The 16,676-nt window shown below is 69.5% G+C and carries 17 protein-coding genes; 11 read left to right on the top strand and 6 right to left on the bottom strand.

Translation table 11 applies throughout. The annotated features are described in order from the left end of the window. Nucleotides 1–447: an NUDIX domain-containing protein gene (locus AC07N1_RS04355; RefSeq protein ID WP_494670691.1), complete on the top strand. Its 447-nt coding sequence runs from the start codon at nt 1–3 to the stop codon at nt 445–447. A 3-nt stretch (nt 448–450) separates the two neighbouring features. Here the strand turns inward: AC07N1_RS04355 and AC07N1_RS04350 are convergent, their stop codons facing one another. Together AC07N1_RS04350 and AC07N1_RS04345 are read right to left on the bottom strand one after the other, a co-directional pair. Further along, nucleotides 451–867: a hypothetical protein gene (locus AC07N1_RS04350; RefSeq protein WP_494670690.1), complete on the bottom strand. Its 417-nt coding sequence runs from the start codon at nt 865–867 to the stop codon at nt 451–453. Nucleotides 868–870: 3 nt separating this feature from the next. Next, a complete protein-coding gene (locus AC07N1_RS04345; protein WP_494670689.1) occupies nt 871–1,200 on the bottom strand; it encodes a hypothetical protein in 330 nt (109 codons plus the stop codon). A 102-nt stretch (nt 1,201–1,302) separates the two neighbouring features. Between AC07N1_RS04345 and AC07N1_RS04340 the strand changes: the two genes are divergently transcribed. Together AC07N1_RS04340 and AC07N1_RS04335 are read left to right on the top strand one after the other, a co-directional pair. Further along, the gene (locus tag AC07N1_RS04340) at nt 1,303–1,656 is read left to right on the top strand and encodes a (2Fe-2S) ferredoxin domain-containing protein (protein ID WP_494670688.1); all 354 of its coding nucleotides are present in this window, start codon (nt 1,303–1,305) and stop codon (nt 1,654–1,656) included. A gap of 24 nt (nt 1,657–1,680) precedes the next feature. Then, a complete protein-coding gene (locus AC07N1_RS04335) occupies nt 1,681–2,412 on the top strand; it encodes a TlyA family RNA methyltransferase (RefSeq protein WP_494670687.1) in 732 nt (243 codons plus the stop codon). On the opposite strand, the gene phhA is transcribed toward AC07N1_RS04335, so the two are convergent. Further along, nucleotides 2,409–3,284 (bottom strand): phenylalanine 4-monooxygenase, encoded by an 876-nt coding sequence (gene phhA, locus AC07N1_RS04330; protein ID WP_494670686.1) that lies wholly within the window; start codon nt 3,282–3,284, stop codon nt 2,409–2,411. The genes AC07N1_RS04335 and phhA overlap by 4 nt on opposite strands. An 81-nt stretch (nt 3,285–3,365) precedes the next feature. Beyond that, nucleotides 3,366–3,695: a heat shock protein HspQ gene (hspQ, locus tag AC07N1_RS04325; RefSeq protein WP_494606580.1), complete on the bottom strand. Its 330-nt coding sequence runs from the start codon at nt 3,693–3,695 to the stop codon at nt 3,366–3,368. A gap of 160 nt (nt 3,696–3,855) precedes the next feature. Between hspQ and AC07N1_RS04320 the strand changes: the two genes are divergently transcribed. Together AC07N1_RS04320 and AC07N1_RS04315 are read left to right on the top strand one after the other, a co-directional pair. Next, complete coding sequence (locus AC07N1_RS04320; protein ID WP_110120269.1) at nt 3,856–4,977, top strand: Ppx/GppA phosphatase family protein; 1,122 nt, start codon at nt 3,856–3,858, stop codon at nt 4,975–4,977. Next, the gene (locus AC07N1_RS04315; protein WP_199228478.1) at nt 4,974–5,681 is read left to right on the top strand and encodes an RlmE family RNA methyltransferase; all 708 of its coding nucleotides are present in this window, start codon (nt 4,974–4,976) and stop codon (nt 5,679–5,681) included. Before AC07N1_RS04320 ends, AC07N1_RS04315 begins: the two co-directional genes overlap by 4 nt. A gap of 3 nt (nt 5,682–5,684) precedes the next feature. Here AC07N1_RS04315 and AC07N1_RS04310 read toward each other — a convergent pair whose 3' ends face one another. Together AC07N1_RS04310 and AC07N1_RS04305 are read right to left on the bottom strand one after the other, a co-directional pair. Further along, a complete protein-coding gene (locus AC07N1_RS04310; RefSeq protein ID WP_494670685.1) occupies nt 5,685–5,972 on the bottom strand; it encodes a type II toxin-antitoxin system RelE/ParE family toxin in 288 nt (95 codons plus the stop codon). After that, nucleotides 5,969–6,244, bottom strand: a complete 276-nt coding sequence (locus AC07N1_RS04305) for a type II toxin-antitoxin system ParD family antitoxin (RefSeq protein ID WP_494670684.1) — start codon at nt 6,242–6,244, stop codon at nt 5,969–5,971. Before AC07N1_RS04305 ends, AC07N1_RS04310 begins: the two co-directional genes overlap by 4 nt. 149 nt (nt 6,245–6,393) lie before the next feature. On the opposite strand from AC07N1_RS04305, the gene guaB reads away from it, so the two are divergent. The 6 genes from guaB to AC07N1_RS04275 all read left to right on the top strand — a co-directional run bounded on the left by guaB (nt 6,394) and on the right by AC07N1_RS04275 (nt 16,672). Continuing rightward, on the top strand, nt 6,394–7,857 hold the full coding sequence (gene guaB, locus AC07N1_RS04300) for an IMP dehydrogenase (protein ID WP_494670683.1): 1,464 nt from the start codon (nt 6,394–6,396) through the stop codon (nt 7,855–7,857). 3 nt (nt 7,858–7,860) lie between these two features. After that, complete coding sequence (locus AC07N1_RS04295; RefSeq protein WP_494670682.1) at nt 7,861–8,256, top strand: MAPEG family protein; 396 nt, start codon at nt 7,861–7,863, stop codon at nt 8,254–8,256. Between the two features lie 5 nt (nt 8,257–8,261). Next, on the top strand, nt 8,262–9,539 hold the full coding sequence (locus AC07N1_RS04290; protein ID WP_494670681.1) for an RsmB/NOP family class I SAM-dependent RNA methyltransferase: 1,278 nt from the start codon (nt 8,262–8,264) through the stop codon (nt 9,537–9,539). Between the two features lie 31 nt (nt 9,540–9,570). Next, entirely contained in the window at nt 9,571–11,130 is a 1,560-nt protein-coding gene (guaA, locus tag AC07N1_RS04285; protein ID WP_494670680.1) for a glutamine-hydrolyzing GMP synthase, read from the top strand. A 552-nt stretch (nt 11,131–11,682) separates the two neighbouring features. Next, nucleotides 11,683–13,479 (top strand): non-ribosomal peptide synthetase, encoded by a 1,797-nt coding sequence (locus AC07N1_RS04280; protein WP_494670679.1) that lies wholly within the window; start codon nt 11,683–11,685, stop codon nt 13,477–13,479. Between the two features lie 43 nt (nt 13,480–13,522). After that, the gene (locus tag AC07N1_RS04275) at nt 13,523–16,672 is read left to right on the top strand and encodes a non-ribosomal peptide synthetase (protein WP_494670678.1); all 3,150 of its coding nucleotides are present in this window, start codon (nt 13,523–13,525) and stop codon (nt 16,670–16,672) included. The last annotated feature ends 4 nt before the right edge of the window (nt 16,673–16,676 follow it).

The raw sequence follows: 16,676 nt of genomic DNA, 5'->3' as shown, positions 1-16,676 counted from the left end.
TTGATCGCGTTTTACGCCCCCGACGCGTCCCTGGCCTACAAGGACCGTCACGCCGCCTTCGGCGTCGCCGAGGACACGCAGGGGCGGATCGCCCTGGTCGAAGTGACCAAGCCCGGCAAGGCGCCTTACTTCGACCTGCCGGGCGGCGCCGTCGATGGCGACGAGACGGAGAGCGAGGCCCTGGTCCGTGAGTTCGGGGAGGAGACCGGCCTCGTCGTCGAGGTCGGCGCGCGCGTGGTCGACGTCTCCCAGCCGTTCCTAAAGTCCGACGGCGAGCCCGTGCGCAATTACGGCGGGATCTACGCGGTGAGGGCCGTGGGCGAGCGCCCCGAGCTCAAGGTCGAGGACGACCACAAGCTGGTCTGGCTCGACCCTCGCGACGCCGTCGTCGCCCTGCGCCACGACGCCCACTCCTGGGCGGTCGCGGCGTGGATGCGCAAGGGCTGACGCTCAGTGGGCCGAAGCCGCGCGGGCGATCAGGTCTTGGACGGACTTGTCGCCCAGCCGGCGGTCGGCGGGGCGGGCGCTCTCGCAGGCGATTCTCATCTCCAGGGCCTGGGGCGAGCCGGCCTTCGGTCGTCGCGCTGGAAAGCCCGTCGTCGTTTGGCCGCCCGCCGGTCCGGACAGCCGCCAGACGATCTCGTACAGCCCGGCCAGGCAGTCGAAGCGGACCTTTTCCGTCGTCGGCCCCGCCGCGCCGAAGCCGCGCACCTCGCCCAGGCGGGCGCCTTCGCCGTCGCCGACCAGGGCCTCGACGTCGATGACCCGAATGCGGCCGCCGCCGCTGTCCGTCAGATAGAAGTCGGCCGCCGACGCCTGGGCCGGCGCCAGCGCCGCGAGACCGAAGGCGATCAGCAGCGCCCGCATGGCCTAGTTCGCCTTCTTCTTCAGCAGCGCCTTGGCCTCGGCCGGGGCGACCTGATCGAACAGCATCGACAGGTGCTGGTCCTTGGCGTGGTCGTTGTGCAGGTCCCAGGCCAGCGAGATCGGCAGGCGCAGGCGGCCGCTGTCGGGCAGGCGGGCCACCAGCACGCGCCAGCTGAAGCCGTCGCCCGGATCGCCCAGCGGGCCGAATTCCAGCGGAGCCGGGTCGCGCAGGCGGAAGGCGCGGTCGGCCTTGGCGGCGAACCAGGCCAGGTCCTCGGCGGCGGTCGGGTCGGCGACGGGCGGCGCGAGCTTGCCCTTGAGATTGCGGACCATTGCGGCCTCCGAAGCGTTGAAGCGGGCGTCTCTAGCACTTTGCGCGGCGACTTCCCATGTCCAAGCCTCGGGCTGGGCAGTCCGAACGTAACGAGGCTCAAGGTGAGCAAAGGCTCCAGCAACGATAGGCCGATCAAGCGCGTGCGCGCCGACTGGAACGAGGTGATCCTCGTCTGCCGCAAGTGCTCGCGCAAGCTGGACGGCGGTTTCGGCAAGGGCGGCGAGCAGAGCTTCGCCAAGGCCCTGCGCAAGGCCTCCGGCGGCGGCAAGGGCAAGGACCGCAAGGCGCCGCTGGCGGTGATCGAGGTCGACTGCTTCGACGTCTGTCCGAAGGACGCGGTCGTCGCGGTCAACGCCTCCAGGCCCCGAGAATGGGTCGTCGTCCCGCGCGGCGCGCCGATGGAGGCCGTCACGGCGCGGCTGGGTCTGGCCGCCAACGACGCCGAAGCGGCGTAAGCGCGAGTCTGCTATCAGCCTCGCATGAGCCGCAAACGCGCCGACATCCTGCTGGTCGAGAAGGGTCTGTTCGACAGCCGCGCCAAGGCCCGCGCCGCCATCGAGGCCGGCCGTGTCACGGCCGACGGCAAAGTCCTGGCCAAGGCTTCGGAAGCCATAGACGAGGCCGCCGACATCGTCGCCGAGGCCGCCCATCCCTGGGTCGGCCGAGGCGCGCTGAAGCTGGTCCGCGCCCTGGAGCTTTGGCCGGTCGCCGTCGAGGGGCGGATCGCCATTGATGTGGGCGCGTCGACGGGAGGCTTCACCGAGGTGCTGCTGTCGAAGGGCGCGGTCCGCGTCCTGGCCGTCGATGTCGGCCGCGACCAGCTGCATGCGAGCCTCAAGGCCGATCCCCGTGTCGAAGACCTGTCGCCGCTCGACGCCCGCGCCCTGACCGCCGAGCACGCGCCGGACAGCGTCGGCCTGGTCGTCACCGACGTCAGTTTCATCTCGCTGGAGAAGGCCCTGCCGGCGGCGCTGGCCCTTGCGCGGCCCGGTTCGGACCTCGTCGCCCTGGTCAAGCCGCAGTTCGAGGCCGGCCGGGAGAACGTCGGCAAGGGGGGGCTGGTCAAGGATCCCGAGATCATCGGCGTCTGCGTCGAGCGCGTGTCGGCCTTCCTGGAGGCTTCGGGCTGGACGGTGCGCGAGCACGCCGACAGCCCCATCGCCGGCGGCGAGGGGCAGGTCGAGAAGCTGCTCTGGGCGGTGAAGCGCTAAGCCGAAGCCAACCGCCCGCCGGCCTTCGCATAGGCCTGGCTGCCTCGCGTCAGCACCTGGTCGCCGCCGACGATCTCGGCGATGCCGATGTCGCGCGCGCCGGCCAGCCGCTCGTAGAGCGCGGCGAAGTCGCGCAGGGTCACTTCCTGCAAGGTCTGGATCGACGGGATGACGAAATAGACCTGCTGGAAGTCGTCGATGCGGTAGGGCGTGCGCATCACCCGCTCCAGGTCGAAGCCGATGCGGTTGGGGGAGGGGTCTTCGAGGGCGAAGATCGACTCCGTCCGCGACGAGACGATGCCCGCGCCATAGATGCGCAGCCCCGCCGGCGTCGCCATCAGCCCGAACTCGACGGTGTACCAGTAGAGCCGCGCAAGATTGGCCAGCCGCCCCAGGCCAAGCGCCCGCTGTCCGCCCTGGCCATAGGCCTGCATGTAGTCGGCGAAGACCGGATCGGTCAGCATCGGCACGTGGCCGAAGACGTCATGGAAGACGTCCGGCTCCTGCAGGTAGTCCAGCTCATGCGGCTTGCGGATGAACTGGCCGGCCGGAAAGCGGCGATTGGCCAGGTGGTCGAAGAACACGTCGTCGGGCACCAGGCCCGGCACGGCCACGACGCTCCAGCCGGTCAGGCGCTGGAGTTCCTCGTTGATACGGTTGAAGTCGGGGATGCCGGTGCGGTGCAGGTCCAGCGCGTCGAGCCCGCGCAGGAACTCGTCGCAGGCGCGGCCTTGCAGCACCTTGGCCTGGCGTTCGTAGAGGGTGATCCAGACGTCGTGCTCGGCCTGGCTATAGGCTTCCCAGCCCTGGTCGATCGTCCAATCGGGCCGCGCCCCTGGGGGCGGCCCGCCGCTGAAACCGTCTGCGCTCATGAAACGACGTTACGCCTGCCGAGCGGCAAGTTCCGTTCGATTTTTGCGCGCAACCGCCGTTCGGGCGGATAGGCATGCCCGTCAGTGTGAAATCCGGGGGCGAAGCTTGTAGGCGCCGTGATCGAAGGACTCGAAGATCAGCGCGGCTTGCGGATGGTGCACGGGCTCGCCGGTCTCGTCGGCCAGCAGGTTCTGCTCGGAGACATAGGCGACGTAGGTGTTGTCGTCGTTCTCGGCCAGCAGGTGGTAGAACGGCTGGTCCTTGGACGGCCGGATGTCCTCGGGGATGGACTCCCACCACTCGTCCGTATTGGCGAATACGGGATCGACGTCGAACACCACGCCCCGGAAAGGGAAGATGCGGTGCTTGACGATCTGGCCGATCGCGAATTTGGCGAGTCTCTCGTTCATGATGAAGAGATTACGACGAGTCTCCTGACTGAATCCTGAACGTAAACGACGCCCCTTGTCGCGCAACGCCATGCTTCCGAGAGGCGAACTCGATTGCTATGGTCGGCGACGAAGTGAGGCGGTTCGTCACGAATCGCCTGCGAGACAAGGTGGAAAGACCATGTCGGAGGCGCCGAGAGCGCCCGGCGCATCCCAGGCCCAGGACGGCCGGGAACGACGCCGGCCTCCGGGCGAGCAGCCGTGCTACGCGGCGCTCGATCTCGGAACCAACAACTGCCGCCTGCTGGTGGCGACGCCTTCGCCGCGCGGATTCCGCGTCGTCGAGGCCTATTCCCGCATTGTCCGGCTGGGCGAGGGGCTTTCCCAGACGGGCCAGCTGTCCGATGCGGCGATGGAGCGGTCGATGGCCGCCCTCAAGGTCTGCGCCGAGAAGATCCGCCGCCGCAAGGCCATCCGGGTCAAGGCCGTGGCCACCCAGGCCTGTCGCGGCGCGACCAACGGCACGGAGTTCGTTCGCCGCGTGGCCGAGGAGACCGGTCTGCGGCTCCAGATCATCACCCCGCGCGAAGAGGCGCAGCTTTCGGTCGCCGGCTGCATGAGCCTGTTCGATCGCCAGGCCGACGCGGCGCTGGTGGTCGATGTCGGCGGCGGCTCGACGGAGCTGTCGTGGGTCGATCTCAAGGCCGGCGGTCTCGACGCCAAGCCGCGCCAGTTCGAGGCCTGGAAGCTGCCCATCCGCGCCTGGCTGTCGATCCCGATCGGCGTCGTCACCCTGGCCGAGCGCTTTCCCGAGGGCGAGCGGGCCGACGACGGCTGGTTCCGCGCCATGGTCGAGGAAGTGAAGTCCAAGATCGCGGCCTTTCCGCACGCCGCCCCGATGCGCAAGACCTTCGACGCCGGCCGGGCCCACCTGGTCGGCACCTCGGGCGCGATCACCAGCCTGGCGGGCCTGCATCTGGGCCTGCCGCGCTACGACCGCAACGTCGTCGACGGGCTGTGGATGCAGCGCACCGACTGCGAGGCGGCGGCCGACCGGCTGCTGCAACTGACCGCCAAGGAGCGGGCGCTGGAGCCCTGCATCGGCGCCGACCGGGCCGACCTCGTCCTTGCCGGCGCGGCCATTCTTCAAGCCGTTCAAGAGCTTTGGCCATGTTCGCGCGTGCGAGTCGCCGATCGAGGGCTTAGAGAGGGGCTCCTGATGTCTCTGATGTCGGATCGGCAGAAGCGCCCCCGCCGTCGGCGGCGCGGCGGGGCCGGTTCGGCCCGAACGGTGAACGCATGAACGACGAGCCCCCCAGACGCCGGATGGTCAAGCCGCCCACGGGCGGCAACGCCGACGGTCGCGCCAAGCCCGCGCGCCTGAAGACCGCCGACGGCCGCACGCCCAGCCAGCAGGCCTGGCTGGAGCGTCAGATCAACGATCCGTTCTCGGCCAAGGCCCGGGCGCTCGGCTATCGCAGCCGCGCCGCCTTCAAGATCAGCGAGATCGACGAGAAGTTCCGCTTCTTCAAGAAGGGGGCGCGCGTCATCGACCTCGGCTGCGCTCCCGGCGGCTGGCTGCAGATCGCGGTCGAGCGCGGCGTGACCCAGCTGGTTGGCGTCGATCTGCTGCACGTCGACCCGGTCGAGCCGGCCCACATCATCGAGATGGACTTCACGGATCCTGCCTGTCCGCCCAAGCTGCTCGAGCTGCTGGGCGGCGCGCCGGACCTCGTCATGTCGGACATGGCTCCCAACACCGTCGGCCACCGCGAGACCGACCACCTGCGCATCGTCGGCCTGATCGAGATCGGAGCGGAGTTCGCCATCGAGACCCTGCGTCCCGGCGGCGCCTTCGTCGCCAAGGCCTTCCAGGGCGGCGAGACCTCCGAGGTCATCGCCCGGCTGAAGAAGAACTTCGAGAAGGTCCAGCACTTCAAGCCCAAGGCCAGCCGTCAGGACAGCTCCGAGGTCTTCCTCGTGGCGACGGGGTTCAAGGGGCGGTAGGGGCTACAGGTGCGCCGTGATGTCTTGCGCACTGTCCAGTATGCGCAGGATTTCCACGCTGCCCGACAGGACGCGATAGCAGATCGCGTAGCGGCCCAGCGGCATCCGTCGCACACCTTTATCCTCGCGGTCGGCCAGCAATGGATGGGCGTAAGGATGATCGGCCAAGTTCACGCAGGCCGCCTTCAGCTTCGCGACGACCTTCTTTGCGGCGTTGGGTCTGTCGGCGGCTATCCAGCGAGCTATGTCCTTGAGATCTCGGATGGAGAGCGGAGTGAGCCGGGTCTTCATTCCTCGGCAAAGCCGGATGGGCGCGCCAGCAACAGGTCGAGTTCGGCCTCGACTTGGCCGAAGGCCTCTTCCATCGAGACCGTAAGCCCGGCTTCGGCTTCCGCCAGCCCCGCATCGACGGCTGCGTAGAACGCCGCCAGCCGGGCCTCGCGCTCCTGAACGAGCCGAACCCCTTCGCGGAGCACCTCGCTCTTCGAGCCGTATCGGCCCTTTTCGATCAGTTCGCCGACCACGGCTTCGAGTTGCGGACCCAAATCGACACTGATGGCCATCCGGAACTCTCCTTTGTCGGCAATATCTATTATTGGGCGGCCACCGGCAAACTGGAAGAGGGCAGGGTGGGAGTCGCGAAATCGCGCTCTCCATGCCTCGACAAACGCCCGCCTCGCGACTATACCCGCGCCGCAAAATGGAGAATCCGATGGAGATTCGCGAAGGGCTCACCTTCGACGACGTTTTGCTCGAACCTGGTCCGTCCGACGTCATGCCGACGCAAGTGACGACCGAGACCAAGTTCACGCGTGAAATCAGTCTGAACATCCCGCTCGTGTCCGCCGCCATGGACACGGTCACCGAAAGCCGCCTCGCCATCGCCATGGCGCAGGCCGGCGGCCTGGGCATCCTGCACCGCAACCTCTCCAATGAGGAGCAGGCCGACCACGTCCGCGAGGTGAAGCGGTACGAAAGCGGCATGGTCATCAATCCGCTGACCATCAACCCCGACACCACCCTGGCCGAGGTCCGCGAGATCACGGCCCGCCGCAAGATCTCGGGCTTCCCCGTGGTCGAGCGCGAGACGGGCAAGCTGGTCGGCATCCTGACTAACCGCGACATGCGCTTCGAGGGCGACGCCAGCGTCCCGGCCTCGGCGCTGATGACCCGAGAGAACCTGATCACGGTGGGCGAGGGCGTCGATAGCCGCGAAGCCCGCGAGCTGCTGCGCAAGCACAAGATCGAACGCCTGATCGTCGTCGACGATGCCTACCGCGCCGTCGGCCTGATCACGGTGAAGGACATCGAGAAGGCCCAGGCTCACCCCCTGGCCGCCAAGGACGACAAGGGCCGCCTGCTGGTCGGCGCGGCCTCGACCGTCGGCGACGCCGGCTTCGAGCGCTCGATGGGCCTGGTTGACGCCGGCGTCGACGTCGTCGTCATCGACACCGCCCACGGCCACTCCAGCCAGGTCGCCGCGGCGGTCTCGCGCCTGAAGCGCGAAGCCAACCGTGTCCAGATCGTGGCCGGCAACATCGCCACCTACGACGCCGCCCGCGCCCTGATCGACGCCGGCGCCGACGCGGTGAAGGTGGGCATTGGTCCCGGCTCGATCTGCACCACCCGCATCGTCGCGGGCGTGGGCGTGCCGCAGCTGACCGCGATCATGGAAGCCGTCCGCGCCGGTCGCGAGAGCGGCGTGCCGGTGATCGCCGACGGCGGCATCAAGTTCTCGGGCGACCTGGCCAAGGCCATCGCCGCGGGCGCTTCGACCGCCATGATGGGCTCGATGTTCGCCGGCACCGAAGAGGCGCCCGGCGAGGTGTTCCTGTACCAGGGTCGCTCGTACAAGAGCTATCGCGGCATGGGCTCGGTGGGCGCCATGGCCCGTGGCTCGGCCGACCGCTACTTCCAGAAGGAAGTGACCGACAGCTTCAAGCTGGTGCCGGAAGGCATCGAGGGCCAGACCCCGTTCAAGGGTCCGATCTCGCCGGTTCTGCACCAGCTGGTCGGCGGCCTGCGCGCCGCCATGGGCTATGTCGGCGCGGCCACGATCCAAGACCTGCAGGAGCGCGCGCGCTTCGTGCGGATCACGGGCGCGGGCCTGCGTGAAAGCCACGTCCACGACGTGATGATCACGCGCGAAGCTCCGAACTATCCGAGCGCGGTCTAGGCCATGCAGATGGCCTTCGAGCTGAAGATGCTGGCGGCCGCGGTCGTCATCGGGCTGGTCCACCTGCTGTGGGCCAGCGCGGCGGCCCAGCCCCAGCGCGGCTTGAAGTGGAATGTCGGCTCCCGCGAGACCCCCGTCGTGCTGACCGGCATGGCGGGCCGTCTCGAACGGGCGTTCGCCAACTTTCGCGAGACCTTCGCGTTCTTCGTCGCCGCCGTGCTGGTCGCCTATCTGGGCGGCCGGCTCGGCGCGCTGACCGCCGTCGGAACCGCGCTCTATGTCGGCGCCCGGGCGGTCTACATCTTTCTCTATGCGTTCGGCGTGCCGGTCGTTCGCAGCCTGGTCTGGGTCGCCTCGATGGCGGGCCTGGGCCTCGTTCTCCTGGCCTTGGTGATATAGCTCACATGCGTGACGGAGGACGGGTTTCCGCGGCGATCGAGGTTCTGACCGAGATCGAGACGCGGCATTTTCCGGTGAAGATGGCGCTCAAGCGCTGGGGCGAGGCCGCGCGCTACGCCGGCTCCAAGGACCGGGCCTTCGTCTCGGGCCTGGTGCTCGACGCCCTGCGCCGCAAGCGTTCGCTGGGCTGGGCGATGGGCGATCCCGCCGCGCGCGGCGTCGTGCTCGGCGTGCTGGCCTTCGTCTGGAAGTGGCCGGCCGAGCGTATCGCCGAGGCGGCCTCGGAAGAGCACGGCTTCGGCGCGCTCTCCGAGACCGAACAGGCCCGCCTGAAGGATCCCGTCTCGCTGGACGGCGCGCCCGCGCCGGTGGCCGGCGACTATCCCGACTGGCTGGAACCGCACCTGGCTCGCGCCCTGGGCGTCGACCAGGCCGCCGAGATGGCGGCCCTGTCCGAACGCGCGCCTGTCGACCTGCGCATCAACACCCTGAAGACCGACGCCGAGCGCGGCGCCAAGGCCCTGGCCCCGATCAACGCCGCCCCGGCGGGCATCCTGCCCACGGCCTTCCGCATTCCCGCGCCGGCCGCCGCCGACCGCACGCCGTCGGTCGAGGCCGTGCCGGCCTTCTCCAAGGGCTGGTTCGAGGTCCAGGACCTGGGCTCGCAGATCGCCGCCGCCGTGGCCGGCGAGGTCAAGGGCAAGCAGGTGCTCGACTTCTGCGCCGGCGGCGGGGGCAAGACGCTCGCGCTCGCGGCCGCCATGGGCAACAGCGGCCAGATCTTCGCCCACGACAGCGACGCCCGCCGCCTGGCCGACACCATCCGTCGCGGCCAGAGGGCAGGGGTCCGCAACCTGCAGATCCGCTCGCCGATCGAGGCCCAGCCGCTCAAGGGCCTGGAAGGCAAGATCGACGTCGTCTTCGTCGATGCCCCCTGCACCGGCGCCGGCACCTGGCGCCGCCATCCCGATGCGAAATGGCGCCTGTCGCCCGACCAGCTGGCCAAGCGCCAGATCGAGCAGGACAGCGTCATCGAGGACGCCTCGACCTTCGTGAAGGCCGGCGGCCGCATGGTCTACGTCACCTGCTCGCTGCTTGCCGAGGAGAACGAGGATCGCGTGGCGGCCTTCCTCGAGCGCCACCCCGAATTCACCGTCAAGCCGATCGCCCTCGACGGCGTCACCCACGTGACCCCGGAAGGCTATCTGCGCCTGACCCCGCACCGCGCCGGTACGGACGGCTTCTTCGCCGCCGTGCTGCAGCGCTCCACCTACGCCCCCTGATCTGCCGAACGACACGCTGGAGACCCGCCCGATGACCACCGAAACCCACCACCAGCGCGTCCTGATCGTCGACTTCGGCAGCCAGGTGACCCAGCTGATCGCGCGCCGGGTGCGCGAGGCCGGCGTCTATTGCGAGATCCATCCGTTCGACAAGGCCGAAGCGCTGGTCGACGATTACAAGCCTTCGGCGATCATCCTGTCGGGCGGCCCGGCCAGCGTGCTGGAGGCCGACAGCCCCCGCATCGGCCGCAAGCTGTTTGATCTGGGCCTGCCGCTGCTGGCCATCTGCTACGGCCAGCAACTGCTGTGCGACGTTCTGGGCGGCAAGGTCGAGGGCGGCCACGCCGGCGAGTTCGGCCGCGCCGAACTGACCATCGGCAAGACCAGCCCGCTGTTCCAGGGCCTGGCCGGGGTGGGCGAGCTGGAAACCGTCTGGATGAGCCATGGCGACCGCGTCACCGCCATCCCCGAAGGCTTCGAAGTCGTGGGCACTTCGAACGGCGCGCCCTTCGCCGCCATCGCCAACGACGACAAGAAGATCTACGCGCTGCAGTTCCATCCCGAGGTCTACCACACCGTCAACGGTCCCCAGATCTACAAGAACTTCCTGGCCCTGGCCGGCCTGAAGGGCGACTGGACCATGGCGGCCTTCCGCCAAGAGATGGTCCAGAAGATCCGCGACCAGGTCGGCGACGGCAAGGTGATCTGCGGCCTGTCGGGCGGCGTCGACAGCTCGGTGGCCGCCGTGCTGATCCACGAAGCGATCGGCGACCAGCTGACCTGCGTCTTCGTCGACACGGGTCTTCTTCGTAAGAACGAGGCCGACCAGGTCGTCACCCTGTTCCGTGACCACTACAACATCCCGCTGGTCCACGTGGACGCCGGCGACCTGTTCCTGGGCGAACTGGCCGGCGTTTCCGACCCCGAGACCAAGCGCAAGACCATCGGCCGCCTGTTCATCGAGGTCTTCGACAGGGAAGCCGCCAAGATCGACGGCGCTGCGTTCCTGGCCCAGGGCACGCTCTACCCTGACGTCGTCGAGAGCGTTTCGGCCCGCGGCGGCCCGTCGGCCGTGATCAAGAGCCACCACAACGTCGGCGGCCTGCCCGACTACATGAAGCTGAAGCTGGTCGAGCCGCTGCGCGAGCTCTTCAAGGACGAGGTCCGCGCCCTGGGCGTCGAGCTGGGCCTGGCCCCCGCCTTCGTCGGCCGCCACCCGTTCCCGGGCCCGGGCCTGGCCATCCGCATCCCCGGCGAGATTACGCCCGAGAAGGTCAAGGTCCTGCAGGACGCCGACGCCATCTACCTCGAAGAGATCCGCAACGCCGGCCTCTACGACAAGATCTGGCAGGCCTTCGCCGTGCTGCTTCCGGTGAAGACCGTCGGCGTCATGGGCGACGCCCGCACCTACGAGAACGTCCTGGCCCTGCGCGCGGTCACCTCGACCGACGGCATGACCGCCGACTTCTTCGAATTCCCCTGGGAAATCCTCGGCAAGACCGCCACCCGGATCATCAACGAGGTCCGAGGCGTCAACCGCGTCGTCTACGACGTGACCAGCAAGCCCCCCGGCACGATCGAGTGGGAGTGACGGAAGGTCGTTCAGCGACATTCCGAGGTGATTGGGATTTCGCTGTAAGGCTCTGAAATAAAAGTAGTTTCGTTCAACAAAGAGCGCTGGCGATCGCCGGCGCTCTTTTCGTTTGGCGGTGCGGCTGACGGGAAGCTTAAAGGCCTGAAACCAAGGGCAAAAATCTACGAGGCCGCTGACCGTGACGGCATATACGTCAGAGTATCTCGGGCCGGCGGGATTTCCTTCCGTCACGACCCACTGAGCCCAGGAACCTGACCGAGGAGACCACGACGATACCCGAGAGGCTGCGCCAGGGGGCAGCACTTGGCTTGTAGGGGCTCGCCCGCTTCATGGGCGCAGTAGCACGGAGTTTCGTCGTTACGCATGTAGCTTGGAATAGAATCTCAAGAAATACACTTGTCAGTGGTTAAATCTTGGGTTTAGCGTTGACCAGCTTCTAGTTTCCGATCCCGAGAAATGCTGGCCGAAAGGCCCGGTCGCAGCGCCAAGCAGCGCTGCGACGACGATGACGCATGCGTTTCGGGAGCGGGCCGGTGGGTGGCGGTTCGAATGGGCGACAGTGTTCCTGGGCGGTCTTTGGTCGATGCGTATCGTGAAGCGGCGTCCAGGAGCGCCGACAGCCTGGCGATCGTCGATGGCGACCGGGGGCTGACCTATTCGGAGCTCGACCGGCTGTCGGATCTCCATGCCGCGCGACTGGTCGGCGAGGGCGTCGCGCTGGGCGCGCGCGTCGGGGTTCTGATGGATCGCTCGATCGAGGCCGTCGTGGCCATGCTGTCGGTCGTCAAGGCCGGCGCTGCCTATCTGCCGTTCGATCCCTCGGCGCCTCCGTCGCGACGGGAAGCCCAGGCGCGCCACGCCGGCATCGAGATTCTGCTGACTTGTCCCGGGGCCAAGGCCGAGGCGACGCTGGCGCGCGCGACCATCACGGTTGATCTGGAAGCGGCGGGCGAAGCCCAATTCGAACCGGTCTCCGTCGCGCCGGAGGCGGTCGCGATGGTGATCTACACCTCAGGGTCGACCGGCGAACCCAAGGGGGTCGAGATCACACACGCCGGGGTGCTGAACCTGATAGAGGGCGCCGACTATAGCGGCCTTGAGCCTGACGACGTCATCGCACACACCATGTCGATCGCCTTCGACGGCGCGACCTTCGAGATCTGGGGCGCGCTGCTGAACCGGGCCCGGCTGGTCGTCGCGCCGCCGGGCTGGTCGATCGGGCAACTCTGCGACCTTGTGGAAGCGCGGGACGTCACCGTGATGCTGGTCACCACGGGCGTCTTCAACGCCTTTGGCCGCTCGGAACTGGCGCGGCTGGCCGCGCGGCTGCGCGTGCTGCTGGCCGGTGGAGACGTCATTTCGCCCCGGTCGGCGAAGCTCTATCTCGACCTTGGCGGGCGGCGGCTGGTCAACGGCTACGGACCGACCGAGGCCACCACCTTTTCCCACTGCCACGTGATGACCCGACCCCAGGAGGTCGAGGATCCCGTCCCGATCGGCGCGCTGGTGCGGGGCGCCACGGCGCTGATCGTGGACGCCGAGTGGCGTCCCGTGGCCGACGGCGAGGAGGGCGAGATCCTGATCGGCGGCATCGGCCTGGCCCGGTCCTATCTGCACGATCCGTTGCGTACGGCCGATCGCTTCGTCTCGAACCCCGCCGCGCCGGGTGAGCGGTTCTACCGGTCCGGCGACTTCGGCCGGCGCGACGCGGCGGGGGTGTTCCGGTTCGGGGGGCGCATCGACGGCCAGGTCAAGATCAACGGCTTCCGCGTCGAACTGACGGAAATCGAGACCTGCCTTCGCCAGGACGATGCGATCGCCGACGCCTGCGTCGTCTGCGTCCGCACCCCGGAAGCGTCCTATCTCGCCGCCTTCTGCGCCATCGACGCCGACGAGAGCGCCGTGCGCATCGAGGAGGCCGCCAGGCGGCGTCTCGGCCAGGCGCTGCCGGCCTACATGGTCCCGCGCCGACTGGCCTTCCTGCCGATCCTGCCCCTGACCCTCAACGGCAAGGTGGACCGCCGGGCGCTCGAGGCCCTCGCCCTGGCCCAGGCCGGTTCGGGCGCGGCGGACGACGCGGGGACGGATCCGCTGGCGGCCGGGGTGCTGGCGCTGCTTGGGGCCCTGCTGCCGGACGCCGTGCTTTCTTCGACGGCCAACCTCTTCGACCAGGGCGCCGATTCCCTGGTCGCCATGAAGCTGTGCGTCCGGGTGCGCGAGGCCTTCGGCGTCGACCTGCCGCTGGGCGTGGTGTTTCACGCGGAAACGATCGCCGACCTGATCGAGGCCATTCGCAGACTGGCCGCGGGGCATGCGCCCGCCACCGTCCAGGCCGTGAGCCTGTGATCCCGCCATCGCCGCGCCAACCGTTCCGGAGATCGCCGGTCAGATGAGTTCCTCGTCACCGCTTCAACGACCGCTCTCCTTCGCCGAGGAGCGGCTCTGGTTCATCGAGCAACTGGGCGGACCGCCGACGCTGTACAACACGGCCTTGAGGTTTCGTCTCGACGGTCCCGTCGATGAGGCGGTCCTGCGGCGGGCCGTCGCCGAGATCGCGCGGCGCCATGAGGCGTTTCGCACCCGCTACGTCGAGATCGACGATCGGCCGGTCGCCCTGGTCCAGCCGGACGGCGGGCCGGAACTGGTCGTCGAGAGCGTCGAGACAGCCGCCGATCCGGAGGCCGCGGCCCGCGCCCGGCAGCAGGCCTTCGCCGAGGCGCCGTTCGACCTGGCCGTCGCGCCGCTGGCGCGGCTGCTTCTGCTGCGGCTCTCGCCGGTCCGGCGCCAACTGCTGGTCGTCGCCCATCACATCGTCTTCGACGGCGCCTCGATCGACATCCTGACGGCGGATCTGGCGGCGGCGTACGCCGGCCTCGAGCTCGCGCCCGTCGGGCGGATCGCCGATGCGGTCGACGCCGAACGCCGCGCGCTCGCCGATCATCGGCGGGCGGCCATGCTGGACTGGTGGCGCGAGCACCTGGGCGACGCGCCGCCGACCCTGACCCTGCCGTCCGACCGGCCGCGTCCCCTGCGATCGGCCCGTCGCGGCCGAACCCTGGTCCGCCCCGCGCCCGTCGCGGTGCTCGATGGTCTGTCGGCGCTCTGTCGCGGTCGCCGCGCGACCCTGTTCATGGGGTTGCTGGCCGCCTGGAGCGGATGGCTGGGCCGCTATGCCGGCCAGTCGGAGGTGGTGGTCGGCTCGCCGTTCGCGCTGCGCGCCACGGCCGAGGCGCAGGGCCTGATCGGCTATTTCGTCAATACGCTGCCGCTGCATATGGACCTTTCGGGACGTCCTTGCCTGAGCACGCTGCTCGACCGGGCCAAGGCCCTAAGCCTGGCGGCCTATCCCAACGCCGAGCTGCCCTTCGGCGACATCGCCGCGGGAGCAGGCGCCAGCCGGAGCCTGGCCGCCGCGCCGCTGTTCCAGACCATGCTGGCGGCGCAACCGAAGGCGCAGGCGCGTACGCTGGGCCGCGACCAGACGCTGACCTTCGACGGCGAGCTGCCGATTGACCGGGCCCGCTTCGACCTCACCCTGGTGCTTGACCATCCCGCCGTCGGGCCGCGGCTGTCGCTGGAATACGATCTCGAACTGTTCGAGCCGTCCACGGCCGAGCGGATGATGGACCACTTCCTGGCGTTCCTGGCCTCGGCCGCAGCCGCGCCGGAGACGGCGATCGCCGACCTGCCGATGCTGGCGGCGGACGAGGCGGCGGCGTTGCTCGATCAGGGTAGGGGCGCGGTCCGGCCGATCGGCGCCGAGCCCTGCCACGCGCTGGTCTCGGCCCGGGCCGCCCTTGCGCCCGACGCCCCGGCGGTCGCCTGGACGGGCGGGGAGGTCAGCTATGGCGCACTGGAGGCGCGGGCCAACCGGATCGCCCATGGCCTGCGACGGCTGGGCGTCGGGCGCGAGACGCCGGTCGGCCTGCTGATGGCGCGGGGGCCCGATCTCGTGTGCGGCCTGCTGGCGGTGATGAAGGCGGGGGGGACCTATCTGCCGCTGGACCCGACGCTGCCGGACGCACGGCTGGACTACATGATCGGCGACGCCAGGCCCGCGGTGCTGGTCGGCGACGGCGCCCAGGCCGGGCGGCTGGACGCCCTGGCCGAGCCCATCGGCGCCCGAGCCTTCGCCTGGGACGCCCTCGAAGCCGAGACCGCGGACTTTCCGGCGACGCCGCCCGAAGGCGTCTCCGGCCCCGACGATCGGGCCTATGTGATCTACACCTCCGGCTCGACCGGACGGCCCAAGGGCGTCGAGGTCGGCCATCGCGCCCTGCGCAACCTGGTCGACGCCAAGATCGCGGGCTTCGAGGTTCGGCCTGACAGCCGTGTGCTGCAGTTCGTCTCCTTCGGTTTCGACGTCTCGATTTCCGACGTGCTGATGACCTTGGCCACGGGGGCGACGCTGGTGCTGCGGCCGGAAGAGGCGGTCGGCGGCGAGGTCCTGACGAGATTCCTGCGCGACCAGGCGGTCAGCGTGATCGTGCTGCCCGCCTCCGTGCTGGCCGGCATGCCCGCCGAGGACCTGCCGGCCCTGCGCTCGGTGATCGCCGGCGGCGAGGCGTGCTCGGCCGAACTTGTGGACCGCTGGGCCGGGCCCGGCCGGCGCTTCGTCAACGCCTATGGACCGACCGAGGCGACGATCTGCGCGACCATGGCCGTCTGCGCGGCGGGGGGCGGCGCGCCGCCGCTCGGAGACGCGATCGACAATGTCGAGGTCCACGTGCTCGACGCGGCCCTGCGGCCGGTTCCGCCCGGCGTGCTGGGCGAGCTGTGCATCGGCGGCGCCGGGCTCGCCCGCGGCTATCTGGGACGGCCGGACCTGACGGCCGAGCGCTTCGTCCTGAGCCCGTTCGGGCCGCCCGGGGCGCGGCTCTATCGCACCGGCGACCTGGGCCTCCGGCGAGCCGACGGCGCGTTGGCCTATGTGGCCCGCACCGACGACCAGGTGAAGGTGCGCGGCGTGCGCATCGAACTGGGCGAGATCGAGACGGTCCTGCGCGCCCACCCGGCGGTGCGGGACGCGCTGGTCCTGATCGACGGGGAGGGGGCCGCCGGCCGGATCCTTGCCTATGTGCTCTGGGCGCCCGAACAGGCGCCCCCGGACCTTCGCGCCCATCTGCGCGAGCGTCTTTCCGAGGCGATGGTCCCCTCGGCGATCCTGGCGCTGCCGGACTTTCCCCGCACGCCGAACGGCAAGATCGACCGCAAGGCCCTGCCGCGCCCCGACGGCGGGTCCGCCGAGCCGGTCGCGCCGCGCACCCTGACCGAGGAGATCCTGGCCGAAATCTGGACCGAGGTGCTCGGACGCGGCGTGGGGGTGGAGGACGACTTCTTCGCCCTGGGCGGCCAGTCGATCCTCGCCGCCCAGGTCGTCGCCCGCGCCCGCCGCCGGTTCGAGATCGAGCTTTCGGTGCGGGCGCTGTTCGAGGCTCCGACCATCGCCGGCCTCGCCCTGCGGGTCGAGGACGCCATCCTGGCGCAGATCGACGCCGAACTGACCGCCGCGCCGCAACTGGCCCCGACCCCCGCGTGATCCC

The sequence above is a fragment of the Caulobacter sp. GW821-FHT09B11 genome, assembly GCF_059418205.1.
Note: the sequence above shows the minus strand (reverse complement) of the source record. Positions and strands in the feature narration are given on the sequence as shown.